Annotated in this window: 26 protein-coding genes and 1 pseudogene; 19 read left to right on the top strand and 8 right to left on the bottom strand. The window is 70.8% G+C overall.

Annotation, left to right across the window (positions count from 1 at the left end; translation table 11 throughout):
- Positions 1-53: 53 nt before the first annotated feature.
- A complete protein-coding gene (locus ACFPIH_RS47025; RefSeq protein ID WP_381185251.1) occupies positions 54-1,052 on the top strand; it encodes a helix-turn-helix domain-containing protein in 999 nt (332 codons plus the stop codon).
- Positions 1,053-1,084: 32 nt separating this feature from the next.
- Here ACFPIH_RS47025 and ACFPIH_RS47030 read toward each other — a convergent pair whose 3' ends face one another.
- Positions 1,085-2,161 (bottom strand): TetR/AcrR family transcriptional regulator, encoded by a 1,077-nt coding sequence (locus ACFPIH_RS47030; protein ID WP_381185248.1) that lies wholly within the window; start codon positions 2,159-2,161, stop codon positions 1,085-1,087.
- A gap of 87 nt (positions 2,162-2,248) precedes the next feature.
- On the opposite strand from ACFPIH_RS47030, the gene ACFPIH_RS47035 reads away from it, so the two are divergent.
- From ACFPIH_RS47035 to ACFPIH_RS47045, 3 genes are read left to right on the top strand one after another with little or no spacing between them, the layout of a single operon-like run.
- The gene (locus ACFPIH_RS47035) at positions 2,249-2,872 is read left to right on the top strand and encodes a transcriptional regulator (protein WP_381185245.1); all 624 of its coding nucleotides are present in this window, start codon (positions 2,249-2,251) and stop codon (positions 2,870-2,872) included.
- Entirely contained in the window at positions 2,869-4,380 is a 1,512-nt protein-coding gene (locus ACFPIH_RS47040; protein WP_381185242.1) for a pyruvate, phosphate dikinase, read from the top strand. Before ACFPIH_RS47035 ends, ACFPIH_RS47040 begins: the two co-directional genes overlap by 4 nt.
- 53 nt (positions 4,381-4,433) lie before the next feature.
- Positions 4,434-5,024: a histidine phosphatase family protein gene (locus tag ACFPIH_RS47045; RefSeq protein WP_381185240.1), complete on the top strand. Its 591-nt coding sequence runs from the start codon at positions 4,434-4,436 to the stop codon at positions 5,022-5,024.
- Positions 5,025-5,165: 141 nt separating this feature from the next.
- Here ACFPIH_RS47045 and ACFPIH_RS47050 read toward each other — a convergent pair whose 3' ends face one another.
- Positions 5,166-6,371 carry an NAD(P)/FAD-dependent oxidoreductase gene (locus ACFPIH_RS47050; protein ID WP_381185238.1) on the bottom strand — a complete coding sequence of 402 codons (1,206 nt, stop codon included), beginning with the start codon at positions 6,369-6,371 and terminating at the stop codon, positions 5,166-5,168.
- Between the two features lie 177 nt (positions 6,372-6,548).
- Between ACFPIH_RS47050 and ACFPIH_RS47055 the strand changes: the two genes are divergently transcribed.
- Complete coding sequence (locus tag ACFPIH_RS47055) at positions 6,549-7,016, top strand: RrF2 family transcriptional regulator (protein WP_381185236.1); 468 nt, start codon at positions 6,549-6,551, stop codon at positions 7,014-7,016.
- Between the two features lie 48 nt (positions 7,017-7,064).
- Positions 7,065-7,550 carry a MarR family winged helix-turn-helix transcriptional regulator gene (locus ACFPIH_RS47060; RefSeq protein WP_381185233.1) on the top strand — a complete coding sequence of 162 codons (486 nt, stop codon included), beginning with the start codon at positions 7,065-7,067 and terminating at the stop codon, positions 7,548-7,550.
- Between the two features lie 134 nt (positions 7,551-7,684).
- Here the strand turns inward: ACFPIH_RS47060 and ACFPIH_RS47065 are convergent, their stop codons facing one another.
- The gene (locus ACFPIH_RS47065; RefSeq protein ID WP_381185230.1) at positions 7,685-8,335 is read right to left on the bottom strand and encodes an FMN-dependent NADH-azoreductase; all 651 of its coding nucleotides are present in this window, start codon (positions 8,333-8,335) and stop codon (positions 7,685-7,687) included.
- Positions 8,336-8,482: 147 nt separating this feature from the next.
- Here ACFPIH_RS47065 and ACFPIH_RS47070 point away from each other — a divergent pair, with 147 nt between their 5' ends.
- From ACFPIH_RS47070 to ACFPIH_RS47105, 8 genes are all read left to right on the top strand, one after another.
- Entirely contained in the window at positions 8,483-9,151 is a 669-nt protein-coding gene (locus ACFPIH_RS47070; RefSeq protein WP_381185227.1) for a nitroreductase, read from the top strand.
- A gap of 245 nt (positions 9,152-9,396) precedes the next feature.
- Entirely contained in the window at positions 9,397-10,275 is an 879-nt protein-coding gene (locus ACFPIH_RS47075; RefSeq protein WP_381185224.1) for a patatin-like phospholipase family protein, read from the top strand.
- A complete protein-coding gene (locus ACFPIH_RS47080) occupies positions 10,272-11,498 on the top strand; it encodes a macrolide family glycosyltransferase (protein WP_381185222.1) in 1,227 nt (408 codons plus the stop codon). Before ACFPIH_RS47075 ends, ACFPIH_RS47080 begins: the two co-directional genes overlap by 4 nt.
- Positions 11,498-11,986 carry a hypothetical protein gene (locus tag ACFPIH_RS47085; RefSeq protein ID WP_381185220.1) on the top strand — a complete coding sequence of 163 codons (489 nt, stop codon included), beginning with the start codon at positions 11,498-11,500 and terminating at the stop codon, positions 11,984-11,986. The genes ACFPIH_RS47080 and ACFPIH_RS47085 overlap by 1 nt, the downstream gene beginning before the upstream one ends.
- Positions 11,983-12,921: a hypothetical protein gene (locus ACFPIH_RS47090; protein WP_381185217.1), complete on the top strand. Its 939-nt coding sequence runs from the start codon at positions 11,983-11,985 to the stop codon at positions 12,919-12,921. Before ACFPIH_RS47085 ends, ACFPIH_RS47090 begins: the two co-directional genes overlap by 4 nt.
- 551 nt (positions 12,922-13,472) lie before the next feature.
- Positions 13,473-16,238 (top strand): helix-turn-helix transcriptional regulator, encoded by a 2,766-nt coding sequence (locus ACFPIH_RS47095; RefSeq protein ID WP_381185216.1) that lies wholly within the window; start codon positions 13,473-13,475, stop codon positions 16,236-16,238.
- 91 nt (positions 16,239-16,329) lie between these two features.
- Positions 16,330-17,079: a methyltransferase gene (locus ACFPIH_RS47100; protein WP_381185213.1), complete on the top strand. Its 750-nt coding sequence runs from the start codon at positions 16,330-16,332 to the stop codon at positions 17,077-17,079.
- 139 nt (positions 17,080-17,218) lie between these two features.
- The gene (locus tag ACFPIH_RS47105) at positions 17,219-17,578 is read left to right on the top strand and encodes a hypothetical protein (RefSeq protein ID WP_381185211.1); all 360 of its coding nucleotides are present in this window, start codon (positions 17,219-17,221) and stop codon (positions 17,576-17,578) included.
- Between the two features lie 15 nt (positions 17,579-17,593).
- On the opposite strand, the pseudogene ACFPIH_RS47110 reads toward ACFPIH_RS47105, so the two are convergent.
- Together ACFPIH_RS47110 and qcrB are read right to left on the bottom strand one after the other, a co-directional pair.
- A pseudogene (locus ACFPIH_RS47110) lies at positions 17,594-17,824 on the bottom strand (alpha/beta hydrolase family protein); the annotation flags it as partial.
- A gap of 76 nt (positions 17,825-17,900) precedes the next feature.
- Positions 17,901-19,520, bottom strand: a complete 1,620-nt coding sequence (gene qcrB, locus ACFPIH_RS47115) for a cytochrome bc1 complex cytochrome b subunit (protein ID WP_381185209.1) — start codon at positions 19,518-19,520, stop codon at positions 17,901-17,903.
- A gap of 256 nt (positions 19,521-19,776) precedes the next feature.
- Between qcrB and ACFPIH_RS47120 the strand changes: the two genes are divergently transcribed.
- Positions 19,777-20,163: a low temperature requirement protein A gene (locus ACFPIH_RS47120; RefSeq protein ID WP_381185206.1), complete on the top strand. Its 387-nt coding sequence runs from the start codon at positions 19,777-19,779 to the stop codon at positions 20,161-20,163.
- A gap of 42 nt (positions 20,164-20,205) precedes the next feature.
- Here ACFPIH_RS47120 and ACFPIH_RS47125 read toward each other — a convergent pair whose 3' ends face one another.
- Positions 20,206-20,475 carry a WhiB family transcriptional regulator gene (locus tag ACFPIH_RS47125; protein ID WP_381185204.1) on the bottom strand — a complete coding sequence of 90 codons (270 nt, stop codon included), beginning with the start codon at positions 20,473-20,475 and terminating at the stop codon, positions 20,206-20,208.
- Between the two features lie 214 nt (positions 20,476-20,689).
- Between ACFPIH_RS47125 and ACFPIH_RS47130 the strand changes: the two genes are divergently transcribed.
- On the top strand, positions 20,690-21,193 hold the full coding sequence (locus ACFPIH_RS47130) for a hypothetical protein (protein WP_381185201.1): 504 nt from the start codon (positions 20,690-20,692) through the stop codon (positions 21,191-21,193).
- Positions 21,194-21,211: 18 nt separating this feature from the next.
- Here ACFPIH_RS47130 and ACFPIH_RS47135 read toward each other — a convergent pair whose 3' ends face one another.
- On the bottom strand, positions 21,212-21,928 hold the full coding sequence (locus tag ACFPIH_RS47135; protein ID WP_381185198.1) for a sigma-70 family RNA polymerase sigma factor: 717 nt from the start codon (positions 21,926-21,928) through the stop codon (positions 21,212-21,214).
- A 316-nt stretch (positions 21,929-22,244) separates the two neighbouring features.
- Here ACFPIH_RS47135 and ACFPIH_RS47140 point away from each other — a divergent pair, with 316 nt between their 5' ends.
- From ACFPIH_RS47140 to ACFPIH_RS47150, 3 genes are all read left to right on the top strand, one after another.
- Positions 22,245-22,598 (top strand): hypothetical protein, encoded by a 354-nt coding sequence (locus ACFPIH_RS47140; RefSeq protein WP_381185195.1) that lies wholly within the window; start codon positions 22,245-22,247, stop codon positions 22,596-22,598.
- Positions 22,599-22,609: 11 nt separating this feature from the next.
- A complete protein-coding gene (locus tag ACFPIH_RS47145; RefSeq protein WP_381185192.1) occupies positions 22,610-22,999 on the top strand; it encodes a hypothetical protein in 390 nt (129 codons plus the stop codon).
- Positions 23,000-23,091: 92 nt separating this feature from the next.
- A complete protein-coding gene (locus tag ACFPIH_RS47150; RefSeq protein ID WP_381185189.1) occupies positions 23,092-23,268 on the top strand; it encodes a hypothetical protein in 177 nt (58 codons plus the stop codon).
- A 13-nt stretch (positions 23,269-23,281) separates the two neighbouring features.
- Here ACFPIH_RS47150 and ACFPIH_RS47155 read toward each other — a convergent pair whose 3' ends face one another.
- Positions 23,282-23,638 carry a hypothetical protein gene (locus tag ACFPIH_RS47155; RefSeq protein WP_381185186.1) on the bottom strand — a complete coding sequence of 119 codons (357 nt, stop codon included), beginning with the start codon at positions 23,636-23,638 and terminating at the stop codon, positions 23,282-23,284.
- Positions 23,639-23,724: the final 86 nt, after the last annotated feature.

A 23,724-nucleotide genomic window follows, 5' to 3' on the forward strand; every position in this document is an offset into this window, starting at 1 on the left:
CTGTAGTACGCTTTTCAACTGTTGCGTGCTGCAGTTCGGGGAGGGAACCCGCGGTGCTGGAAGCGGTGGGAGTTCCGGAACCGGCGGAATCCGTCTACCGACTCCTCGTCGCCTCCGGCCGGGCCACCGCCGACGACATCGGCCGCCGCACCCGCATGGATCCGACGGCAGTCGGACGGGCCCTCGACACCCTGACCTCCATGGGCCTGGTGAGCCACACCGACGGGGAGCCCCGCGCCTTCGGGGCGGTCCCCCCTGACGTCGCCCTCCTGCCACGGATCAAGAGCAGTGCCGACGCGTTGGACCGGGCGCGCGTCGAGGCCGCCAGACTGATCGAGTCCTACCAGGACACCGCGCGGCGCCACCACGCCGGTCAGCTGCTGGAGGTCGTCACCGGAGCCGAAGCACTCCGCCAGCACCTCCGGCAGTTACAGACGGCCGCTCGCCACGAGATGCTGTGGTTCTGCAAGGCCCAGTACGTGGCCATGCCGTCCGGTAGCAACACGGAGGAGTTCGAGGCGCTGGCGCGCGGCGTCCGGTACCGCGTCCTGTACGAGAAGGCGTTCTTCGACGACGACGGGGCCGTGGACAACGTGGTGGCGGGCGTGCGGGCCGGCGAGATCGCCCGATCCGTCCCCCAACTGCCGCTGCGGCTGGCGATCGCCGACCGCTCCGTCGCTATCTTTCCCCTGGTACCGGGCGGACCGGAGGGCAGCCCCGACGAACCCACCACAGCGCTGGTACGGGACAGCAACCTGCTCAGCGCGCTGCTCGCCCTCTTCGAACGCTACTGGGAGGACGCCGTGCCGTTGAACGTCGGCGACACCGAGGCCGGCCACCCCGGTGCCGCGCCCGATTCCGCCCCCCTCTCGGCGACCCGGCTCAAGCTGCTCTCTCTGCTGGTGACAGGAGTCGCCGACAAGGCGATCGCCTCGCACATGGGCCTGAGCAGACGCACGGTTCAACGGCACATTCAGCACATGATGGAACTCGTGGGAGCGGAGACACGCATGCAACTGGCGTGGCAGGCCGCGCGGCGCGGGTGGCTGTGACGCCGGGGGCGGCCTGCGTCAGGGGGCGGCCGTCACACCGGACGGACCCCGTCGTGCTCGCGGTCGCCTCCGTCGGCCACCGCGTGTCCCGCCCCGCGCCCCTCAGCGCGCGCCACGATCAGGCCGTCGCGCACCCGGACCGCCGCCTCGGTGGCGTCGTCCGGCGTATCCCGGCCGATGGCCGCCGGCACCGTGCCGAGGTCGTCGAAGACGAGGCGCGGGCGGGGCAGGTCCTCGGGGGCGAAGACGCGGCGCAGGCAGGCGAGGAGGTCGACGAGGCGCAGACGGGCCAGGCGGCCGGTCCCGGTGGGGTCGTCGGTGACCACGACGAAGGTCAGCGCGTCGCCCGGTCGTACCGAGCGCATCGCCTCCTCGGCCGCCGACAGGCGTCGTACGCCCAGGACGACCACCACGCCGTCGTCGTCCACATCGATCCGGCGGCCCGTGATCTCGTCGCGGAGGCCTCCGGGGGGCGTCCACGTGTCCCGCGCCGGGCGGGCCGGGGCCACGAAGGGCAGGTGGGGCGGTTCCGTGTCGGCGGGGAAACCGATGCCGGCCAGGTGCTCGGCGGCCCGGACGAGGTCGAAGGGGTCGCCCGCGCCGGGGGCGTTCTCGGCCAGGCCCGCCGCGCCGTGCAGGAGGGTCAGGGTCAGCTCGGCCAGGCGCACCGGGCGGGTGCGCGGGTCGAGGGCCGACGCGAGCAACAGCGCCTCGAACCTGACCAGTTCGGCCAGGGCGGCGCGGGCCGGGTCGGTGTCGAGGACGCCGGTCAATGAGCGCAGCCGGAGCCGGCCGCTGCCCGCGAAGGGGAGTCTTTCCAGCCAGACCCGGGCGAACGCGGCCAGGGCCCGACCGGCCGAGTCGGGAGACCGCGCCGGCGGCTGTGCGGCGGCCCAGGAACGTTCGGCGATGTCCGCCAGCACCGCCAGGTACAGCTCACGCTTGCCCGTGAAGTTGGAGTAGACGGCACCCCTGGTCAACTCGGCGTGTTCGGCGATCCGGTCGACCTTCGCCTCGGCGTACCCGTGCTCGGCGAACTCCCGCCGGGCCGCGACCAGCACCGCCGCGCGGGTCCGCTCCTGCTGCTGCGCCCGGGTCAGCCTCGCCATCCGTGCCCCCTTCCGCTGCCGGCGTGCCATGATACAGACAGCATCCAGATGTTGATGTCATCGGAATACAGCGAACATTGGGTGGTCATGGACGAAACCCGTACGACCGACCGCGACCTGCTGGTCCTGCACGCCCTGCGCTGCGCCGGTACCGCGAGCCTCACCCGGCTCCAGCAGTTCACCGGGTTCGACGAGGACGACGTCGAGTCCGAGCTCATCGACCTCGGCGCCGCCGGTCTCGTCACGCGCATGTCCGGCCCCCTGTCCGGTGGTTGGAGCCTCACGGACGCCGGACGCGACGCCGACGCCCGCCGGATCACCGCCGAACTCGACGCGACCGGCCGCCGCGGGGACGTGACGGCGGCGTACGACCGGTTCCTCGTCCTCAACCCGGAGCTGCTCGACCTCTGCACGGCGTGGCAACTGCGCACCGTCGACGGTGTCTTGACCACCAACGACCATGACGACCACGGCTACGACGCCCGGGTGCTCGACCTGTTCGCCGGCCTCGACCGGCGGCTGGCCGTCGTGTGCGCGGAACTGGCCGCCGTACTCCCCCGGTTCGGGCGGTACCGGGAGCGGCTCGGTGATGCGCTCGGGCGGGCTGCCGGTGGGGAGTTGGAGTTTGTGGCCGACAGTACGGCGTCGTATCACACGATCTGGGCGGAGCTGCATGAGGACCAGCTCGCGACGCTGGGGATGCGGCGATGAAGTGGATCCGGGTTCTCCCCGCGGGAGTTGAGGAGACCGCCGACACGCTCGGCGGCAAGGCGGCCGGGCTCGCGCTGCTGGACCGGCTCGGGTTGCGGGTTCCGGCCGGGTTCGTGGTCACGACCGGGGCCTGCCGCGCGTTTCTGCTCGACGGGCGGCTTCCTGACGGGCTTGCGGAGGAACTCGCGGCGGGTGTGGGCGAGTTGGAGCGCTCGACCGGGCGGGTCTTCGGCGGGGCGCGGCAACCGCTCGTGGTGTCCGTGCGGTCCGGGGCGTCCGTGTCGATGCCGGGGATGATGAGCACGGTCCTCAACCTCGGCCTCACGAACGAGGCGACGGAGGGGCTGGCCGCCGAGACCGGTGACCGGTCGTTCGCGCTGGACTCGCGGCTGCGCTTCCTGTCGGGTTTCGCCGCCGCCGTCACGGACCCGCAGCGGTCGGTACCGGACGACGCGGCACGGCAGTTGGAGTGGGCGGTCGAGGCCGTGTTCGCGTCCTGGGACACTCCGCGCGCCCGCACCTACCGCACGCTGCACGACATCCCGGACGACCTCGGGACGGCCGTCGTCGTCCAGGCGATGGTGTTCGGCAACCGGGACGAACACAGCGGTACCGGGGTCGCGTTCAGCCGCGACCCCAACACCGGGGAGAACGTGCCGTACGGCGAGGTGCTGTTCCGGAGCCAGGGCGAGGAGGTCGTCTCGGGTGTCTCGGCCACCCTTCCGCTGCGGGCGCTTGCCGAGCGGGAGCCGGGTGTGTGGGCGGAGCTGGTCGATGCCCTGGGTCGGATCGAGGCGCACTACCGGGACGCCTGCTATGCCGAATTCACGTTCCAGTCGGGCGAGTTGTGGATGCTCCAGGTGCGGCCCGGCCGGTTCGTCGGAGGCGCGGCGGTCCGGGTGGCGACCGAACTCGCCGACTCGCACGTCATCGAGCGGCGGGAAGCGCTGCTGCGGGTCTCGCCCCGGCAGCTGCGGCACGTCCGTACACCGCGCATCGCGTCGTCCGTGGAGACCGACGTGCTCGCGCGGGGGCTCGGCGCCTGCCCGGGGGTCGCGGCCGGGCGGGTGGCGACCATGGCGGAGAGCGCGGTACGGATGGCACGGGACGGCGTCCCGGTCGTCCTCGTACGGCCGGAGACCTCCCCGAACGACCTGCACGGCCTCGCCGCCGCCAACGGCATCGTCACCGCGCGCGGCGGCCCCGCCAGCCATGCCGCCGTGGTCGCCCGCGCGATGGGCAAGCCGGCCGTGGTGGGCGTCAACGACCTCACCGTGGACAGCGGTTCGCTCACCGTCGGCGGGCGCACCCTCACCGAAGGCGCCCTCGTCACCATCGACGGCACCAGCGGCGAGGTCGCCCTCGGCAGCCCCCGCGTCGTCACGGACACCACCGACGACCACCTACGGCGGCTCCTCGCCTGGGCCGACGACGTCTCGGGCGACCACTCCGCACGCGACGAGACCGAGCGCCTCGACGCGGCTCACGCCGTACTGCGGCGTCGCTGAACCCGCCTCTGTCTGCACTGTCTGCACTGTCTGCACTGCGAGGAGATCTGCATATGGCGACCAGGCACGTGTACTTGGTACGGCACGGCGTGGCCGACCCGTTCGGCGAGCTGACCGACGTCGGGCAACGGCAGTCGGAACTGGTCGGGCAGCGGCTCGCCGGGCTCCCGATCGACGCGGTGTGGCACTCGCCCCTCCCCCGGGCCGTGCGGTCCGCGCGGATCGTGGGCGGCCACCTGCCGAACGCGGCCGTACGGGAGGCGGCCGAGCTGGTCGACCACGTGCCGTACGTCCCGGCCGGGGCGCCGCCGGAGTGGGCGCCGTTCTTCGACGGGTACGGCGCCGAGGAGGCCGCCGAGGCGAAGCTCCGCGCCGGCGCCCTGACCGACCGGTTCGCCGGCCCCGCCGACACCGAGACCCACGAGGTCCTCGTCACCCATGCCTACCAGGTCGCCTGGCTCGTCCGGCACGCCCTCGACGCACCGCCGGTCCGCTGGCTCGGCCTGAACTGCGGGAACACGGCGTTGACGGTGATCCAGTACCGGGACGGCGGCTCGGCGCCGACCGTGGTTCTCTACAACGACATGGGGCATCTGCCTGCCGAGCTGCGGTGGACGGGGTTCGGGGCGGGTACGCGGCCATGAGATCGACAAAAGCGCTCCCGGACTCGCACGGGCCCCATGCCCACTCTGGCGGTGATCGCGCCAGGAGCGGGGGCGCGATCACCGCCAACGCGGCGCGGAGGTCTCGGCCCGCTGGGCCTTGCTCCGGGAGGGGGGTGGCTGTCAGCCGTTGGTGAAACGGCCTGCCTGGGCGAGGATCTGCTCCGGGTCGTCGGTCGGCGGGTAGATCCAGATCGCGTTGATGTTCCGCTTGAGCGTCTTGGCTTCCGGCCCGGTCAGCACGACCGTGCGCTCCCAGCCCTCGGTGTAGACGGCACCGGCGGGGCCGAGGTCGAGGCAGGTGACGTAGGGGTCGGGGCTGAAGGGCAGCGGGGTGTTGCCCAGGAGGTCGGCCGCCACGTTGTGTCCGGCGAACTTCCCCATGGGCAGGGCGTGCTGGCAGGACTGCGTCGTGGAGCGGCCGTCCTCCGCGGGGGCGAGCGCGGTGTCGCCCGCCGCGTAGACGTCGGGCACTCCGACGACCCGCAGGTGTGCGTCCACAGTCAGCCGGCCCAGCCGGTCGCGTTCGCCGGGGATCTGGGCCGTGAGGGGACTCGCGGTCATACCGGCCGTCCATACGACGGTTGCCGCGGGGATCACTTCGCCGTCCGAGAGGGTGACGTCCTGGCGGGTCGCCGAGGCCACGGTGCGTCCCAGGCGTCGCTGGATCTTCAGTTCGTCGATCGCGTCGTCGATGGTCGGGCGTGGGCCCTGGCCGAGTTCCGGGCCCACGACGTCGGCCCGGTCGACCAGAACGACCCGGACGTCCTCCGTCGCGCCATGGCGGCCGGCGATCGCGTGGAGTCGCTCGCACAGCGCGGTGGCGGTCTCCAGGCCGGTGAAGCCGGAGCCGACCACGACGGCGGTGTACTGGCCCCGGGACGAGGCCCGTTCGGGCAGCCGCCGCAGGTGGTTGTCGAGGGCGGCGGCCGTGGAGAGGGTGTCGACGTCGAAGACTTCCTGCGAGCCCGGGAAGTCGGGCCGTACGAGTTGGCTGCCCGTGGCCAGCACCAACTTGTCGTAGGCCAGGTCCAGTTCCTCACCGCCGCGTCCGACGGCACGTACGGTGTGCGCCTCGGTGTCGATCCCCGTGACGGTCGCCGTGATGCGGCGTACGCCGATCGGGCCGAGGACGCGGTCGAGGGCGACCCGCATGCCTTCGGGGGCGTCCTCGTACAGGCGGGGCCGGATGACCAGGTCGTCGCCGCCGCTGACGAGTGTCACCCGCAGTTCGTCGCCGGAGTCCCCCGCCTCGCGGGCGGCACGTACGGCTCCTGCCGCGCTCCACACGCCTGCGAATCCGCCGCCGATGATCAGGACATCCTTCATGAACTTCTCCGTTTTCGAGCCGGAAAGTGATGAGCCGGTGCTCCGCGAGCAGGGGCTGTCTGCTGCTGCGGCCTCCCTCGGGGCCGCCTCGCAGCGCATATTCTGGACATTACATATCCTGGATATTCAATGTCAAGATCTCTTGGGCTTCGATCCTGGACATGTAATGTCCGTAATATGCGAATGGCTAAAGGCGTCGAGTGGGCCCTGCACACGCTGCTGAACCTGGACATGACCGGCGGCGGACCGGTGGGCAGCGGCCAGCTCGCCGAGGCCCACGGCCTCTCGCCCTCCTACCTCAACAAACAGCTGCAGCAGCTCGCCCGGGCGCGACTCGTGGTCTCCGTACCCGGTCCACGCGGAGGTTTCCGGCTGGCCAGGCCCCTCGAGGCCATCACCCTCCTGGATGTGGTGGAGGCCATCGAGGGAACCGCCGAGGTCTTTCACTGCACCGAGATCCGCTGCTCCGGCAAGATCGGCGAGCTGTCACCGCCACCGACAGGCGCATGCGCCGTCAACGCGGCCATGCGCAGGGCGGAACAGGCCTATCACCAGGCGCTGGCCGCCCAGAGTCTTGCCGACATCAGGGCGGAACTGGACCGCTCCCCGGCGGTCCGGCGGATAGTGCGCTCCGCGCTGAACTAATTTCATACGATACGGTATCGAATGAGTCGATAGCTGTAGTGTGGCTTCATGACCGCCAACGATCCAGACAGAGCCACCGCCCCACGCGCCACCGATCGCCCCGGGGACGAATCGCCCTTCGCTCTCGGCCTGCTGCTGCGCCGGGCGCACGCGCACGCCGCCGCGGTGATGACGGAGGCGCTTCGGCCGCTCGGCATCGAGTTGCGGCATTTCGCCGTACTGATCGTGCTGGTCGACCGCGGGCCCACGGTGCAGCGGGACCTGGCGGCGGCGACGGGGTCGGACAAGGCGGGAATCATGCGGGTCGTGGACGACCTGGAGCACAGGGGCCTGGCCGTACGGAAGACGGTTCCGGGAGACCGGCGGGTGCGGGCAGTGGAGATCACGCCTCAGGGCATCGAGCTCTTCGACGCGGCCCATGTGGCGGCGGAGCCACTGGCCGAGCGCCTGGTCGCCGAGCTGGGGACCGGCGAGTCCGCGCAGCTGACGGATCTGCTGACCCGGTTCGCCCACCCCGCAGGCGGCGAGGCGTAGGCGCACCCCCGCACCGGCCGCCCGCCGCGTGGGCGCGCCGACGCCCCATGCGGCTTCCGCGGCGAACCCGACCTCGGGGACTGCGCGCATGACATCCCGGGGCGGGGCGCCACACGGCGTCCATGACCCCGGGGTTACGCGGCGAGGCGCTCCGCGAGTTCCTTGGCCTTGGCGGTCGCGTCCCCGAAGGCGCGCTCACGGGAGGCCTCGTAGAGGGGGACCAGTTCGGACATGGCCGGGTTGCGGGGGGCCATGGTGAGTTCCGGGACGATGAATTCAAGATCCAGGCCCAGGCTGCCCTCGAGGACGGCCTCCAGGTAGTTCTGGACGAACTCGTAGCCCTCGCGCGGGGTGCCCGGCGCGTAGGAGCCGCCGCGGCTGGCGACCACGACGACCGGCTTGCCTTGGGCGGAGGGAGTCTCCCCCGTGGTGCGGCCGAGCAGGATCACGTTGTCCAGCCACGCCTTGAGGGTCGACGGGATCGAGTAGTTGTACATGGGGGCGCCGATCAGGACGGCGTCCGCCCTCTCCAGTTCCTCGACGAGCTCCACGCGCGCGGCGAACGCGGCGGACTGCTCCGGGGTGCGCGCGGACGGGGCGGCATTGCCGGCGGACCAGGCGTCGGCGGTGATGTGCGGGACGGGGTCGGTGGCGAGGTCGCGGTAGACGACCGTGCCCTCCGGGTGCTGCTCTTCCCATGCCTCACGGAAGGCGGCCGCGACCGAACGGGACGAGGACGCCTCGCCGGGGAACACGGACGAGTCGATGTGCAGCAGCGTGGCCATGGCTTTCTCCAAGGATCGGCGCCCGAGGCGGGAAACCTGGGCGGATGGCTCGTACTCGACGTTAGTTAAACACGAGACGGTATTGAATGATACTGTCGCGACTGTAACAGAAAGTGGACGCGCTGAGCGGATGGGAGGTAGACGATCTTGGACGTCTACGAGGCGGTAACGAGCCGACGGGCGGTGCGCGGATTCACCGACCGGCAGGTCCCGAGGGAGTCGCTGCAACGTGTGCTGTCCGCCGCGGCCTGGGCGCCGTCCGCATCGAACCTCCAGCCGTGGCACGCCTATGTACTGACCGGCGGACAGCTGGCCGAGCTCAAGAAGCGCACCGGTGAGCGACTGGCCGCGGGCGACCCCTGGGACGAGCCGGAGTACGAGCAGTACCCGCCCGCGCTGAAGTCCCCCTACCTCGAGCGCCGTTCCGCCTTCGGTGAGCAGCGCTACGGCGCACTCGGCATTCCGCGCGAGGACCTGGAGGCGCGCCAGAGGGCCGCTTCCGCGAACTGGGACTGCTTCGGCGCGCCCGCCGCCCTGTTCTGCTACATCGACCGCGACCTGGGCCCGGCCCAGTGGTCCGACGTCGGCATGTTTCTGCAGACCGTCATGCTGCTGCTCCGCGCCGAAGGGCTGCACAGTTGTACGCAGATGGCCTGGGCGAAGTACCACAGGACCGTCGCGGCGGTCCTGTCACCCCCGGAGGAGCTCATCCTCTTCTGCGGCATGTCGATCGGATTCGAGGACGTCACGGTGGGTCACAGCCGTACGGGCCGTGCGCCGCTCGACGAGACGGTCACGTTCGTCGACGGCCACTGACTCCCCCATGGCGTGATCCCCATGTTGCCCATGAATGTCGGCGACGGTGTCACACATCGTGTCGCCGCCCGGTCCTAGTGGGGGAATCGATCCGAATCAGTGGCGCGTGGCGGGAAAGGCGGACCATGAGGGTTACTCGTCGCCGGAAACCAGTCCCCTCGGCACACTCGGGCTCCCGCGGAGGCGACTTCGCCCGGCCGCCCGGGGATCCGACGTCGGCGGGTCTGCGCGACCTTCCCCGTCCCGTGGCCGTGGTGGTGGGCGCCGGTGGCGTGCTCGGGGCGGCGCATGTCGGTGTCGGGTACGCGCTGGAGCAGCGCGGATTCGTACCGGACATGATCATCGGGACTTCGGTGGGTGCCCTCAACGGCGCCATCGCCGCCGCCCACCCCGACCGGGCCGCGCCGTGGCTGGACCATGTGTGGACCCAGTTGCGCCGCCGTGAGGTGTATCCGCTCGGCTATCTGTCCTCACGGGCCAGCATCTTCACCGATCGCGGTCTGCGTCGGCTGATCGCCCGCGCTGGACTGCCGTCCCGGATCGAGCAGTTGGCGGTCCCGTTCACCGCGGTGGCCATGGACCTGGTCACCGGTGTTCCGGTGCTGCTCGACCACGGAGACCTGGAGTCCGCGCTGCTGGCCAGCGCGGCCATCCCCGGGATGCTGCCCCCGGTGGACCGTGCGGGCCGGACGCTCGTCGACGGCGGCGTGATCGCCTATGTCCCGGTGCTGGCGGCCCGGCAGGCCGGGGCGGCCAGCGTGGTCGTGGTGGCGACCGGACCGGAGAGCTCGCCGCTTCGCCCCACCAATCCGCGCCGCCGTGCCAGTGCGGTGGCCGCCAGGGCCGGCCTGCTGCTGTTGCACCATCAGATCGAGCGTGACCTGCATGAGGTGTCCCAGCACATCCCGACGGTCGTGCTGCCCACCGGCATCGAGGCCTGGCCCGCCCCGTGGGACTTCGGCCATTCCCAGCGGCTGATCAGCACCGCGTGCCTCGCGGCGGGGCGCTTTCTCGACGGGCTGCGCATCAGTGGGCCGGGGCTGTACCGGGCCGACGGCCCTTCGGCGACATCCGCCGGCCCCGGCGAGGCGTCAACTTCTTCCATAGTGGGGGTCAGCCTGTGAGTACCATCGCGTTCCTCAACATCGGCATGCACGGGCACATCAACCCGACGCTGCCGGTCGTGGCCGAACTCGTCCGGCGGGGCCACACCGTCACCTACCACACCTCGCCCGTGTTCCGTGAGGAGATCGAGGCCACCGGCGCGACCGTGTACCCCTACCCCGAGGGCACCGTGGCGGTCCCCGATCCGCCGACGCCGGTCACCTGGATGGAGGCGCTCGCGAGCACCGCCGTCCGCCTGCTGCCCACCGTGCTCGGCGACCTGCGCCGCGACCGGCCCGATCTGATCGTCCACGACAGTGCCTGTCTGTGGGGCGCGGTCGCCGCACGCGAACTCGGGGTGCCGGCCGCCTCGTCGTTCACCACGTTCGCCCTCAACCGGCATGTCCCCAGCCCCACCCGCGGCTCCATGGACCTGCTGACCGCGGCGACGAGCCGGCCCCGCAGCGTCCAGGGCTACCTGCGGTCCCGCTGGGAGCTGCACCGCCGCTACGACACACGTGGGCTGCCCCTGCTCGACCTGGCGGACATCCGTCAGCCGCTCAATCTGGTCTACACCTCACGGGCGTTCCAGCCCGCCGTCGAGGACTTCGACCAGTCCTACCGGTTTGTCGGCCCGAGCATCGGCGCCCGCCCCGTCGACCCGTCGTTCCCGGTCGACCGGCTGCAGGACCCGGTGCTCTACGCCTCGCTGGGCACGGTGTTCAACGCCGACCGGCAGCTGCTGCGCAGCTTCGCCACCGCGCTCGCCCCGCTGGGCGGCACCGTGGTCGTCTCCACCGGGCAGACCGATCCCGACGCGCTGGATCCGCTGCCGGCCAACGTGCTCACCCGCCGCTTCGTGCCGCAACCGGAGGTGCTGTCCCGCGCTGCGCTGTTCGTCACCCACGGCGGGATGAACAGCGTCAACGAGGCCATGTACGCCGGGGTTCCGCTGCTGGTGGTCCCGCAGGGTGCCGATCAGCCGCTGGTGGCCCGGCGCGTCGTCGAACTCGGTGCCGGCCTGTCGATGCGTACCCAGGACGTCGCAAGGGGCTCGGTGCGTGTCCTCGCCCGGCGCCTGCTCCACGAGCCCCGGTTCCGTACCGCCGCGACCACCCTGCGGGAGGCCCAGCGGGAGGCGGGCGGATACCGGCGCGCCGCCGACGAACTCGAGCGGTATCTGCAGGGGGCCGGACCGGCCAGTCGGTCGGCTCCGGCGGTCCGGCACAGCGAGGCCGAGTGATGTCACCGGCCGTCGTTGTCCTGCTGGTGTTCGCCGGGCTGTCGGAGGCCGCCGGTCGGATACTGCCGCTGGCGGCTCGCCGGCCCGGCATGTCGCGGACTGTCGTGGCCGGGTTGATGCTGGCCGCAGGCCTCGTCGAGGCTGCCGTCTTCGCGCTGTGGCCGCTGACCGCGTGGACCCTGGCCGAACTGGTGCTGTCCGCTCCGCCGCCCGGCTCCGGCCTGGTGTGGACACCGGGCGTGGTCGCCCCGCTGGTGCTCGCCGCCGTCCTCGCGTTCCCGTTGCTCGGGCCCCTGCTCCATCTGTTGCTCTTCGTGGGGGTCGGGGCAAATCTGGCCGGCCCGCTCGCCGAGGCGAGCGGGCTGGGCTGGTGGAGTGCCGCCGGTTGTGTGACCGTCGCCGGGGCCGGGCTCGGCGTCACCGTGGAGGCCGTTCGGCGTCTGGTCGTGAGGATCAGCGCGACCGAGGCGCGGGAGTCGATCGCATGAACGACTTCCTGTTCTGGGCCTGCGTGATCGGGCCCGCTCTGCTGGCCGAGGCGCTGCTGGCCCGCTACGAGGTGCTGGCCTACGGCGCCGGCTGGCGGGCCCCCGCCACCGAGCTCCCGGAGGGCGTGCCCTATGCCCGGGGTGCGGACCCTGACAGTCCCCCGGCCGCCTACCTGGTCTACCTGGACGGCATCGGCAAACGCCGGGTCCGCGACAGCCGGGACGGCGGCCAGCTGGTCAAGGCCCTGATCGCCGGAGCGCCGGAACTGCGGGTGCTGGGTCAGGTGCAGCCCTACTCGCCACTCGCCGACCCGCTTGCCGACCGGCCGGTGTGGGCCTGGCTGCGCCGCCGCATCGGACTGCTGCTGTTCCTGCACAACGTCGTGCAGACCTTCGTCGCCGCCGACCACCGCTACCGCCCCCTGTACAACAGGGCCGTCGGCTCCCAGATCGCCATCCAGCTCCGGCTCGCCGGCTACCAGCCCGGCAGCGGTGTCCCCGTGGTGCTGCTCAGCTACAGCGGCGGCGCCCAGGTCGCCACCGGCGCGGTCCAGGAACTGCACACCCAGCTACGCTGCCCGCTCCTGCTGATCACGCTCGGCGGGTTCCACAACGGCGCCAACGACCTCACCCATGCCGAGCACCTGCACCGGCTGACCAGCGCGAGCGACCGGATCGAGCGGGTCGGCACCTGGATCTTCCCGCAGCGCTGGCGGCTGTTCCGTCGCAGCGGATGGAACCGGGCCGAGCGCGCCGGGAAGATCACCGTGCATCGGCTCGACCCGGCGACGCACGTCGGGCCGCGCAGCTACATCAGCCCGACGGCTCAGCTCCCCGACGGCCGCAGCCACCTCGACCGCACCGCCGACACCGTGATCGCGATCATCCGCGCCCGCCAGGGTACGGCGGCGGCGCAGGGCGACCCGTTGCCGTGAGGGTGTCGTCCACTGCGCACGGCACGGGGTCCGGCACGCTTGGCCGCGGCTCGGTCCTCTCGGCCCTCCGGGTGTGCTGGTCGGTCAGGTCAGTGACGCGGCCGGCCGGTGTTCGGCCTCCGATGCCGGTGCGGGGTCGGTGGTCGTTGTACCGGTGGGGCGGCGGCCGTCGTCCGGGACAGAGCGGCAGCCGGGCACAGATCCTCACGGCCGCGCCCGAACTCTTCGCCGCCAAGGGCTGCCCGGGCACGACGGCGCGCGGGATCGCCCAGCGGGCGCGGGTGGCGCAGCATGACGACACCGACCGGTTGCGCGGACACCGCCGACGCGAACGCCGGTCCCCGCTCGGCCTCCTCGGGGGCGGGGCGGGCAGCGGCTGCACCGGCCGCCGAGTCTCCACGGCCGGCAGCGCCGTACCGTGGACGCGGCCCCCGCGCATCGCGCGGCACACAAGTCGAGCCACATCCCGTCCGGCTTACCGAACCACACGGGCGCGCCGATCAGGAAACGTATTACCATACTGATCGAAGTGTCCTGAACGGGGAGCTGCCATGGCGAGGAGCGGTTCAAGAGCCGGACTCCTCGGGAGGCAGAACGAGCGCAGGGCTCTCGACGACCTCTTGACGGGTGTCAGGGCCGGGCGCAGTGGGGTCCTGGTCCTGCGCGGTGAGGCGGGGATCGGGAAGACCGCGCTGTTGGGATACCTCCTCGGCCGTGCTGATTGCCGCACTGTCAGGGTGGCCGGCGTCCAGTCCGAGATGGAGCTCTCCTACGCCGGCCTGCACCAGCTCTGCGCTCCTCTGCTCACCGGCCTCGACCAGCTGCCCGAGCCGCAACGCGACGCCCTCGGCGCGGCGTTCGGGCTGCGCGCCGGCGACGCCCCCGACCGGTTCCTCGTGGGCCTGGCCACCCTGAGCCTCCTCGCGGACGCCGGCGGGAACCAGCCATTGGTCTGCCTCATCGACGACGCCCAGTGGCTGGATCGCGCGTCGGCACTGACCTTGGAGTTCGTCGCCCGCCGGCTGCTCGCGGAATCGGTCGTGCTCGTCTTCGCCGTCCGCGAGCCCAGCGCGGGCGAGGTGCTTGGCAGCCTCCCCGAGCTGCGCGTCACGGGGCTGACCGAGCGCGACTCCCGAACGCTCCTCGCCTCGGTCGTCACCGGGCCGCTCGACCAGCGGGTGCGCGACCGCATCGTCGCCGAGTCGCGCGGCAACCCGCTGGCCCTGCTCGAGCTGCCTCGCGGGTTGACCTCGGCGGAACTGGCCGGCGGCTTCGGGCATCCGGACGCATGGCCGCTGTCGAGCCAGCTCGAGCAGGGATTCCTCCGCCGCGTCCAGTCGCTTCCGGCCGAGACCCAGCGCCTGCTGTTCACCGCGGCCGCCGAGCCGGTAGGCGACGTGACGTTGCTGAGACGTGCGGCCGAGCGGCTGGGGATCGACGTCGACGCCGCCGCGTCGCATGCCGACGCGGCGGAGCTGATCACACTCGGCACCCGGGTGCGGTTCCGGCACCCGCTGGTGCGCTCGGCGGCGTATCGCGCGGCGGGCCCGGACGAACGTCGAGAGGTGCACAAGGCGCTGGCGGACTCGACCGACGCTCAGCTCGATCCCGATCGCCGGGCCTGGCATCTGGCCGGCGCGGCCTCGGGACCTGACGAGACGGTGGCTGCCGAGCTGGAGCACTCCGCGGGCCGGGCGCAGGCGCGCGGCGGCATCGCGGCCGCGGCCGCGTTCCTCCAGCGCGCGACCGCGCTGACGCAGGATCCCGCCCGACGTGCGGCGCGTGCGGTGGGTGCCGCCCAGGCCAAGCTCCACGCCGGGGCGTTCGAGCCCGCGGCTGCTCTCCTCGCCACAGCGGAGGCCGGGCCCCTGGACGAGCTCGGGCGGGCGCGGATCGATGTGCTGCAAGCCGAGATCGCGTTCGCCCAGAACCGCGGCAGTGAGGCTTCTCCGCTGCTGCTCGCCGCCGCTCGCCGGTTCGGGCGGCTCGACGTCGCGCTCGCCCGTGAGACCTACCTGGACGCCGTCGCGGCGGCGATCTTCGCCGGCCGACTGGCGCGCGGCGCGGGCCTGCGGGAGGTGGGCCAGGCTGCCCGTGGCGCGCCGTCGCCGCGGCTGCCCCGGGTGCCCGACATGGTGCTGGATGCCGTTGCCGTGCGTCTCACCGACGGCTACTCGGCTGCCGCGCCGATGATGGAGCGAGTCCTCGAAGCGTTCTGTGACGAGGAGATCCCGGTTCAGGAGGCGCGGCGCTGGCTCTGGCTCGCGTCGGTCCTTGCTGCGGATCTGTGGGACGACGAGCGCTGGCACCTGGTCGCAACCCGTCATGTGGAGATCACCCGCGAGTCCGGCGCGCTCAGCGCGCTCCCCGACGCACTCGACTCCCGCGCACACATGCACCTGATCGCCGGGGAGCTGGCGGCGGCCGCGTCGCTGGTCGAGGAGGTGGGAACGGTGTGTGCGGCGACCGGGAGCAACCCGCCGCGCGTCGGGCCGCTCGGCCTGGCTGTCTGGCGTGGCCGGGAGCGCGAGGCCCGCACGCTGATCGACGCGATCCTGAGCGAGGCCGTGCCACGTGGCCAGGGGGCCGCCGTCACCGTCACACACTGGTACCGCGCGGTGCTCTGCAACGGACTCGGCCACTACGCCGAAGCACTGACCGCGGCCCAAGAGGCAGCCGCCCACCAGGTGGAGTTCGCCTCGCCGCGATGGGGCCTGGTCGAGCTGATCGAGGCGGCCGTACGCAGCGGCTCACCCGAGTCGGCGACCGACGCGCTCGATCAGCTCGCGGAGACGACACAGGCCAGTGGCACAGACTGGGCGCTGGGGGTGGAAGCGCGCTCGCGGGCGCTCCTGAGCGAGGGCGACGCCGCGGAGCAGCTCTACCGTGAGGCGATCGAGCGGCTAGCCCGGACCCGGGTCCGCGTGGAGCTGGCCCGCGCACAGCTCCTGTACGGTGAGTGGCTGCGCCGCGAGAACCGCCGAGTCGACGCGCGTGCCCAACTCGGCGACGCACACGAGATGTTCAGCCAGATCGGGGCCGAGGCGTTCGCCGAACGCGCGCGAGCCGAGCTGCAGGCCACGGGAGCGAGGGTGCGCAAACACACCGTCGCGACGCCCACGGCCCTCACCCCGCAGGAAGCGCAGATCGCTCGTCTCGCCGGCGAAGGGCTCACGAACCCCGAGATCGGCGTCCAGTTGTTCCTCAGCCCCCACACGGTCGAGTGGCACCTCCGCAAGGTGTTCTCGAAGCTCGGCATCTCCTCCCGCAAGGAGATCCGCACCATGCGTCTCGAAGGCGAGGCGACGTCGGCCTAGTCCGGGCCCAGTCCATGCATCCGTGGCCAGGCTCTGTCACAGATGGGTTGCATGGTTTGTCTTGCTGGATATGCACCCTTTCCCGTCAGATGTGTCCGTCGATCCTCTCGGCCATGAGCAGCAGGACGCCTACGCGATCAGTGCCGAGTTCTACGACGTCCTCCAGGCCGAGCGGGACGGGGCACGCGTACGCCGGCTGTACCGGGACGATGTCAGGAAGGCCCGTGTCGGTGTACTGGACGTCGGCGCCGGAACGGGACGCGTCACGCTGATGAGCCTCATGGAGTCGCAGGTCCCCGTGCACGCGGTCGAGCCCGCGCGTTCCATGCGTTCTCCTTTGATGACGCGTCTCGCGTCCCTGCCCGCCGACCTGAGAATGCGGGTCACCGTGTACCCCCACCCGCTCGATGAGGCCGGCCTGCACCAGGTGGCCGATGCGGCCGTATGCCACAACACGATCGCCTGTCTTCACCCGGCTGCGCGGCGGGCCCTGTGGCCGGCCGTCGCGGAGGCACTCGTGCCGGGAGGTGTGCTGCTCGTCCAGCTGCCGCCCGAGCGCCTCCCCCGTCACGAGACCACGCATGTCCTCCCGACCGTGAGGGTCGGCCGGCACGAGTACGGAGGACGCATGGTGGCGTCGGCCGACGTGAACCGGATTCGGACACGCTTCGACTACTGGGTACGGGGCGAGGGCGGGGTGCTGCGACAGCACAACGCGACGTTCTGGATGTGGCCTGCCTCCCGTACGGAGTTGGTCGGGGAACTGGCGGGGTGCGGGTTTGCTCCGCTGCGCGATCGGGCCGATGCTTCCGTGCTGGCGGTCCGGCTCGGGCGGCGATGACAGGTGTCCCACGGTGTCACAGAACAGGGTGCTGTGCAGTCAAGTATGTAGTGGAGCACATCGCCCCGCCCTTGGCCATCCGGACGGTACGCCGCTCTTCCGACGTGATCGCCCGAGTCGGAATGGAGATGAGAACAAGATGTTGCTCCAGACGGACAGGTACCGTGCGCAGGGCGCATCCACGGTCGGCATTCGCACTGCCGAGAAGGTTCCGGGGCCCGGCTCCCCCGCCGGCTCCCGCCCCGTCAAGCGGGACAGGTGGCTGGTGGGTCTGCGGTTCCACACCGCCGGTTCCCAGCCCGTGTGGCTGTACTACGTGGTGGACGATGTCTGGGACACGACCCACGCGGTGCGCATGGCCGTTCAGCGCGCCGACAGTGACCGGGACCGGGCGGTCCGGGGTGGGCCCCAGGCCGAGGCCGATCAGATCGAGGTCCGGCGGATCCTTCGGGACGCCCTCGGCCGTTACCGTCTGAGCCGTTGTCCGGACGCCTCATGACCGGGCCGGAGAAGCGTGCAGGGTGCCGTTGACGCGGATGCTCGTGGTGGGAACACCGGCCTGGGTCAGCTCGCGGGCGTACGCCTCGCCCTCGTCCCGCAGCGGCGAGGCGGTGATCTCCGCCCGCTGGGCGGGGTCGGTGGTGCAGCAGTCCCAGAACCAGGCCATGGCCTTCGCCGTGAGGTAGGGGCCGTCCGGGAACTCCCGGTAACTGTCGGTGTCCTGGGCCGCGTCCGTGACGGGGTAGCGCCGGCGTTGCCCATGACCCAGCCCCCATCGTGCACGTAGAGGACAGGATGGGTCGGCGGGCTCCTGCCCCTCTTCACCCGCTGGTGATCTCCTTGTGCTCCTGCGCGGTCGGCTTGGTTATCTGTGTGCCCTCGCCGTAGAAGCTCCGGCTGAGCCTGGCCCGCAGGAGCTGCGCGAGGCGGGATCCGGAGTCCGGGCCTTCCCCGTTACCGGCGGGGCCGGGGGGACCTATCGGCCTGTACTGCTCGTGCTGTGTGAGAACGTGCAGTTGTTCCTGACTGAGCGGCTCGTGCACCTCGACGAACTCGCCGTGCGGCAAGAGCTTGATGATGCCGGTCTCGCGGCCGTGCAGCACTTTTTCGCGGTCTTTGCGCTGCAGACCGAGTGCGCACCGCTTCGTTACGGCATACGCCACGACGGGCACGGCGAAGAGGCCGATGCGAACCGCCCACGTCACTGATTCGACCCCGACATGGAAGCGGATGGCGATGATGTCGTTCGCGGCGCCTATCACGGCCACCAGATAGAAACTGAGCCATGCGACACCGAGTGCCGTTCGCACCGGACGGTTGCGCGGTCGGTCGAGGAGATGCTGCTCGCGGTCGTCATCGGTCACCCAGGACTCGATGAACGGGTATGCGCCCATGACAAGGAAGAGACCGACGCCTGCCGTGAGCGGGATCAGGTTGTCCAGAGCCAGGGTGTGGCCCCAGAAGTCGATTTCCCAGCCGGGCATGACCCGCAGCAGACCGTCGGCTACGCCCATGTACCAGTCGGGCTGCGATCCGGCCGAGACCTGGTCGGCACGGTAGGGGCCGTACACCCAGACAGGGTTGATCTGTGCGACCGCGGCGATGACGAAGACGGCACCGGTGACCAGGAAGAAGAACCCCGCGGACTTCACGGCGCGTACCTTGGCCGGCAGACCCACGACATTGCTGTTGCTCCGCCCCGGACCTGGATACTGCGTGTGCCTTTGGCGAAGGGCCAGGAGGAGATGAGCGACAAGCAGTCCCACCATCAGGGCGGGGATGAGCAGAACGTGGATCGTGTTGAAGCGCGCCACCAGATCATTTCCCGGGAACTCACCTCCGAAGAGGAACATGGAGAGGTAGGTTCCGACGATCGGGATGGAGAGGATCGTTCCGTTCACCACCGCGAGTCCGGTTCCGGACAGAAGGTCGTCCGGAAGGTCGTATCCCGTCAGCCCTCCGAACATTCCCAGGACCAGCAGCAGAAAACCGAAGACCCAGTTGAGTTCGCGAGGCTTGCGGAAGGCGCCTGTGAAGAAGACGCGCATCATGTGGACGAGCATGGCGGCGACGAAGATCAGCGCTGCCCAGTGGTGGGCCTGCCGGATCAGCAGGCCGCCACGGACGTCGAAGGAAATGTGCATGGTCGAATCGAACGCCTCGGACACCATCTGCCCCCGCAGCGGTGCGTAACTGCCGTTGTACTCCACCTCCTTCATGGACGGATGGAAGTAGAACGTCAGATACACGCCCGTGACGACGATGATGACGAAGCTGTAGAGGCAGATCTCTCCCAGCAGGAACGACCAGTGGTCCGGAAAGACTCTTCGCGATTTTCTCCTGACCAGGCCGGAGACGCCCAGGCGTCCCCCAGCCCATTCGGCGATCCTTTCGCCCCTGGCGATGTGCCGCACGTCGTTTTCCTGGCTCCCGTCGCCCATCCCCTACCACCATTCGTCAATCGATCACGGGGACCGTCCCGGACGGCTCATGGACTGCTTCCACCCATATGACCGCGCACGACGCGCGGTTGTGACAGGTCCGGCCCGGGGAAGGCGTCAGCGGGCAGCCCATCCTCGGCACACCGTGTCAGTACGGTGTTGTGTTGGAGCACATCGTGCAGTGTGTCGTGGCAGGTGTAGCCTCTCTCGGGCCAGTTGTTGTGAACCCTCCGCCGCACCGCAGGGACCTGCCCCCATGAGTCAGTCACCGTCTGCTGGAGTTGCCTGGTTCCGGCCGGTGTGGGGGTACGGCCACTACGCCCTCTTCGCCTCCGCGGCCGCCACCGGCGCCGGTCTCGCCGTCAACGTCGCTCGGGCCGAGGGCCACGGAACCCTCACCGACGAGCAGGCCGCAGCCACGTACACGGTCCCCGTGGCCGTCTTCATCGCGATGGTCCGGCTACTGCACCGGCACCCCTCGCGGACATCCGCCCCGGCCGACATCGTCCACCTGGCCGCGGTGCTCGCGGTCCTGGCCGCCACCTGTACGGCCGTGCCCGTGCTCAGCACCGGCATCATCGCGGCGCTCCTGATCACCGCGACCGTCGTCATGGCGGGGCGTGACGCTGCCCGGCAGCCCTGACACCGGGTGATCCCAGGAGCCCCTTCGGCGGTGCTCTCGCCGTCACGCCACCGTTCTGACCGTGCCCCTCGCCACCCGTCGGGCCTCGAGTCGTCTGATCGCACGACGTTCGCTCTCCGTCGTACCGCCCCAGATGCCTTCCACCTGCGCCATCCGCACGGCCCAGTTGAGGCACTGCTCCATGACGGGGCAACGGCCGCAGACCGCCTTGGCTTCGTCGATCTGATCGAGCGTCGGCCCGCTGTGCCCGATGGGGAAGAACAGATCCGGGTCTTCCACGTGCAGGCACGCTGCCCGTTCGCGCCAGTACATGACATGGTCTCCTCGTTCAGCGGCCACGGTCTTTCCCGTCCCGGTGAAGGGGTGCCGGGGGCTGTCAGATGAGACCGGGCAACCGACGCATTTGTGACACAGCCGAGGTCCGTTCGCCGGCGGCAGGCACACACGATGCGTCCACATGCAGAACACGTCACTGCATATGATGTCAGGGGAAACCTATTGCTGGGGTTGAGGATGAGAGGAACACATGGTCTCTGCAGCCCGCACAGCGCACAACATTGAGATCACCGCTGAGAGCCTTCAGGAGGACCTGGCCCGCCTACAGGTCCAGAAGCAGGCGCTGGAACGGGAGCTGGCCGCGGTCGTGGCGCATCTCGGCTCGGTGCAGCGGGCCCTGAGCGCCCTCGAAGCCCTGATGCTCGACCCGGCCGCCGCGGCGACGGGTACGGCCGGTGCCGCGAGTGCGCGGCAGAACCAGGCTGTGGCCACCGTCGAACCTCAGACACACCGTGTTGCCCCCGGCACCGACGCGGACGGACGGAAGGGGTACGGCAAGCTCACCGAGCAGATCATGGAGTACTTCGACGGCGTCGGCGACGCCGACGTGCGGGCCCGTGATGTCGCCACTGCTCTCGGCCGTGACACCGACAGCGGAAGCATCAACGGCGTCCGCAGCACCCTCGACCGTCTGGTCGGTGCCTCCCGTGTCGAGCGGAGCGGCCGGGGCCTCTACCGCGCCAAGCGTCCCTAGACGTACGTGATTCCCACCTCACCAGCGACGACACGCGCGCCGCGAGCGCCCGCAGGTCGGTTGGTGGTCGGCGGCTGCGGAGAGGACCCGTTCCAACGGCGCGAGGTCACCGGACTGCGCTGCCACCAGGAACGCCTGGACGAGACGCCGATGCGCGACCGAATCCACGGGCTGCCTGCGTCGGTTATGGGCGAGACGTTCCTGGGCACGTGAGACCTGCTGCCTCGTGTTGGGGACGCTGAGGCGCAGGATCTCGGAGATCCGGCTGTGCGGGTAGCCGAAACCCTCCCGCAGGACATACGCGGCACGTTGCCTCGGCGTCAGCGTCTCCATCAGCAGGAGAACCGCTCGCTCCACGGCGTCCTGTCGCTCTGCCACGGTTTCCGGGGTCGCGCGGGTGTCCGTCAGGTCCGGGAGCCAAGGACTGGCGCAGGATTCCCGACGTCTCCAGGCGGACTGGACGACGTTGATCGCCAGCCGGACGGTTGTCGTCCTGAGCAGCGCCGACGGGTTCGCGACGACCGTACGGTCCGTGCCCTGCCACCGGAGCCATGCCTCCTGGATGACGTCTTCGGCCTCGCTCGGGTTCCCGACGATTCGGTTGGCGATCTTGAGCAGTCCGGGTCTGGCACGCACGAACACCGACGTCGCGTCGTCCAGGTCACCGATCGTCGGGGTGGCCGTCGTACCCGCCGTCTCCCGAGCTTGCCCTGCTTCGACCAGATGTGCGTCCACGACCGGCTCCTGTGCTCCGTGGTTCAGCGGCTTGATGGCTGCTGCCAACGAACGTCGCGCCCGGGGGCTGCCGATCGCGCCCTTGAAAGCCGTGGGCGGCTTCGTGGTCGTGCCGTGGTCGGTCCGTGGCCCAAGCTGCCGGATCCGCTCTGACCAGCAGCGATCCGGAGGCGTATTGCCGTGCCGGTTGCATCGGCCGGACAGGGGCTGCCATGGCCGGGAGCGGTTCAGGAGCCGGGCCCGTCGGGCGGCAGAACGGGTGCCGGGCCCTCGACGACCTCGTGGCTACCTTCTCGAACGTTCCACCGGATGCCGCGTGCTCAGGGCCGCCGGCGTCCAGTCCGAGACGGAACTCTCCTACGCGGGCCTGCACCAGCTCTGCGCACCGCTGCCGATCGGCCTCGACCGTCGCCCGGAGCCGCAGCGCGACGCCCTGGGCTCGGCGTTCCGTCTGTGTCACGGCGATGCGGCCGGCCGGTTCCTCGTGGGTCTGGCCGCGCTGACCCTCCTCGCGGAGGCAGGAGGGGACCAGCCACTGGTCTGCCTCGTCGACGACGCGCAACGGCTGGATCGCGTGTCGGTGCAGACCTTGGAGTTCGTCGCCCCGAGCGCATGCTCGCCGAGACACGTGGCAACCCACTGGCCCTGGTCGAACCGCCCCGCAGGCTGACCATGGCCGAGATGGCCGACGGATTCGTGGGCCCCGACGCCCGGCTCGATCCCGGTCGTGGGGCGTGGCTCGTGGCGCGCGCCACGACGGGACGTGACGAGACGGTGGCCGCCGAACTGGAGCGATCGGCGGACCCGGGCGCAGGCGCCCGCCGCGGCCGCCTTCCTCGACCGCAACCGAGCCCTCTCGACGAGCTCGGTACGGCGAAACCGACCTTGCTGCGCGGTCAGGTCACGTTCCGCACCAGGGGCGCGAACGTGGGGATACCGCTGCTGTTCGACGCGGCCAAGCGGCTGGAGCCGCTCGACGCCGGACCTGCCCGCGCGGGCCGTACCGACGGCGCCGAAGCCCGCTGCGCCCACACCCTTGCGTTCTGCTCCTGGACGGCCTGGCGCGACTGATCACAGAGGGGTACGCACGCGGCTGGTCGACCGGTCCCGGGAGAGGGCGCGGCTGCGGGAACCGGGAGGAGCTGGGCCGCACCATCCCGTCGATGATCGAGCTCATGGAGGCATCGGCACGACTCGGACGACCGGCGGACGCGGCCGACGCGGTGCGGAGGGTCACTGACATGGCGCGGGCCACCGGCACCGACCGGGCTCTCGGCGACACGGCCCACGCGCGAGCTCTGGCGAGCGAAGGACAGGTGGCCGACGACCTGTTCCGCTAGGAGACCCGCGGCGTCAGCCCGACACACCCATGATCACGGCGACGCACACCCAGATCATCGCCACGGTGATGAGCCCCATCGCGACCAGCGTTCCCCGCAGCCATCGCCCGAAGAGGATGTGGTGCTTCTCCTCCATCCCGCTGATGGCGTCGGCAATGTGCTCGGTCGCCAAACGGGCGACGTATCTCTGCTCTTCGAGGTACCACCGTTCGACATTCCTTTTCTGCTCCTGGGTCAGCCCCGGCGCCCGTGCGGTGAAATCCGCCACGCGCCGGTGCGCCGCTCTCAGATGAGCTTCCCAGTACAGGAATGTCTCGATCTCGGTCAGGCCGCGCGCGGCCTCCTCACTCGCGCCCATGGTGTGCTCCATAGAGAAACCCCTTCCCCCGGGCGGCAGATGCCCCGGTGCGGCCTTCACCTCACAAGGACCGGGCAGCCCGCCCGTCTGTGACACAC

The organism is Streptomyces vulcanius (assembly GCF_042653945.1).
GTDB classification, from domain to species: domain Bacteria; phylum Actinomycetota; class Actinomycetes; order Streptomycetales; family Streptomycetaceae; genus Streptomyces; species Streptomyces mangrovi.

What these genes read in the sequence shown, in the direction of transcription:
- ACFPIH_RS47055 (WP_381185236.1), top strand. Translation starts at nt 6,549, where the DNA reads ATGCGAATGGCTAAAGGCGTCGAGTGGGCCCTGCACACGCTGCTGAAC.
- ACFPIH_RS47095 (WP_381185216.1), top strand. Translation starts at nt 13,473, where the DNA reads ATGGCGAGGAGCGGTTCAAGAGCCGGACTCCTCGGGAGGCAGAACGAG.
- qcrB (WP_381185209.1), bottom strand. Translation starts at nt 19,520, where the DNA reads ATGGGCGACGGGAGCCAGGAAAACGACGTGCGGCACATCGCCAGGGGC.
- ACFPIH_RS47145 (WP_381185192.1), top strand. Translation starts at nt 22,610, where the DNA reads ATGGCCGACGGATTCGTGGGCCCCGACGCCCGGCTCGATCCCGGTCGT.
- ACFPIH_RS47050 (WP_381185238.1), bottom strand. Translation starts at nt 6,371, where the DNA reads ATGAAGGATGTCCTGATCATCGGCGGCGGATTCGCAGGCGTGTGGAGC.
- ACFPIH_RS47150 (WP_381185189.1), top strand. Translation starts at nt 23,092, where the DNA reads ATGATCGAGCTCATGGAGGCATCGGCACGACTCGGACGACCGGCGGAC.
- ACFPIH_RS47120 (WP_381185206.1), top strand. Translation starts at nt 19,777, where the DNA reads ATGAGTCAGTCACCGTCTGCTGGAGTTGCCTGGTTCCGGCCGGTGTGG.
- ACFPIH_RS47085 (WP_381185220.1), top strand. Translation starts at nt 11,498, where the DNA reads ATGTCACCGGCCGTCGTTGTCCTGCTGGTGTTCGCCGGGCTGTCGGAG.
- ACFPIH_RS47090 (WP_381185217.1), top strand. Translation starts at nt 11,983, where the DNA reads ATGAACGACTTCCTGTTCTGGGCCTGCGTGATCGGGCCCGCTCTGCTG.
- ACFPIH_RS47155 (WP_381185186.1), bottom strand. Translation starts at nt 23,638, where the DNA reads ATGGAGCACACCATGGGCGCGAGTGAGGAGGCCGCGCGCGGCCTGACC.
- ACFPIH_RS47125 (WP_381185204.1), bottom strand. Translation starts at nt 20,475, where the DNA reads ATGTACTGGCGCGAACGGGCAGCGTGCCTGCACGTGGAAGACCCGGAT.
- ACFPIH_RS47035 (WP_381185245.1), top strand. Translation starts at nt 2,249, where the DNA reads ATGGACGAAACCCGTACGACCGACCGCGACCTGCTGGTCCTGCACGCC.
- ACFPIH_RS47060 (WP_381185233.1), top strand. Translation starts at nt 7,065, where the DNA reads ATGACCGCCAACGATCCAGACAGAGCCACCGCCCCACGCGCCACCGAT.
- ACFPIH_RS47130 (WP_381185201.1), top strand. Translation starts at nt 20,690, where the DNA reads ATGGTCTCTGCAGCCCGCACAGCGCACAACATTGAGATCACCGCTGAG.
- ACFPIH_RS47065 (WP_381185230.1), bottom strand. Translation starts at nt 8,335, where the DNA reads ATGGCCACGCTGCTGCACATCGACTCGTCCGTGTTCCCCGGCGAGGCG.
- ACFPIH_RS47030 (WP_381185248.1), bottom strand. Translation starts at nt 2,161, where the DNA reads ATGGCGAGGCTGACCCGGGCGCAGCAGCAGGAGCGGACCCGCGCGGCG.
- ACFPIH_RS47045 (WP_381185240.1), top strand. Translation starts at nt 4,434, where the DNA reads ATGGCGACCAGGCACGTGTACTTGGTACGGCACGGCGTGGCCGACCCG.
- ACFPIH_RS47040 (WP_381185242.1), top strand. Translation starts at nt 2,869, where the DNA reads ATGAAGTGGATCCGGGTTCTCCCCGCGGGAGTTGAGGAGACCGCCGAC.
- ACFPIH_RS47105 (WP_381185211.1), top strand. Translation starts at nt 17,219, where the DNA reads ATGTTGCTCCAGACGGACAGGTACCGTGCGCAGGGCGCATCCACGGTC.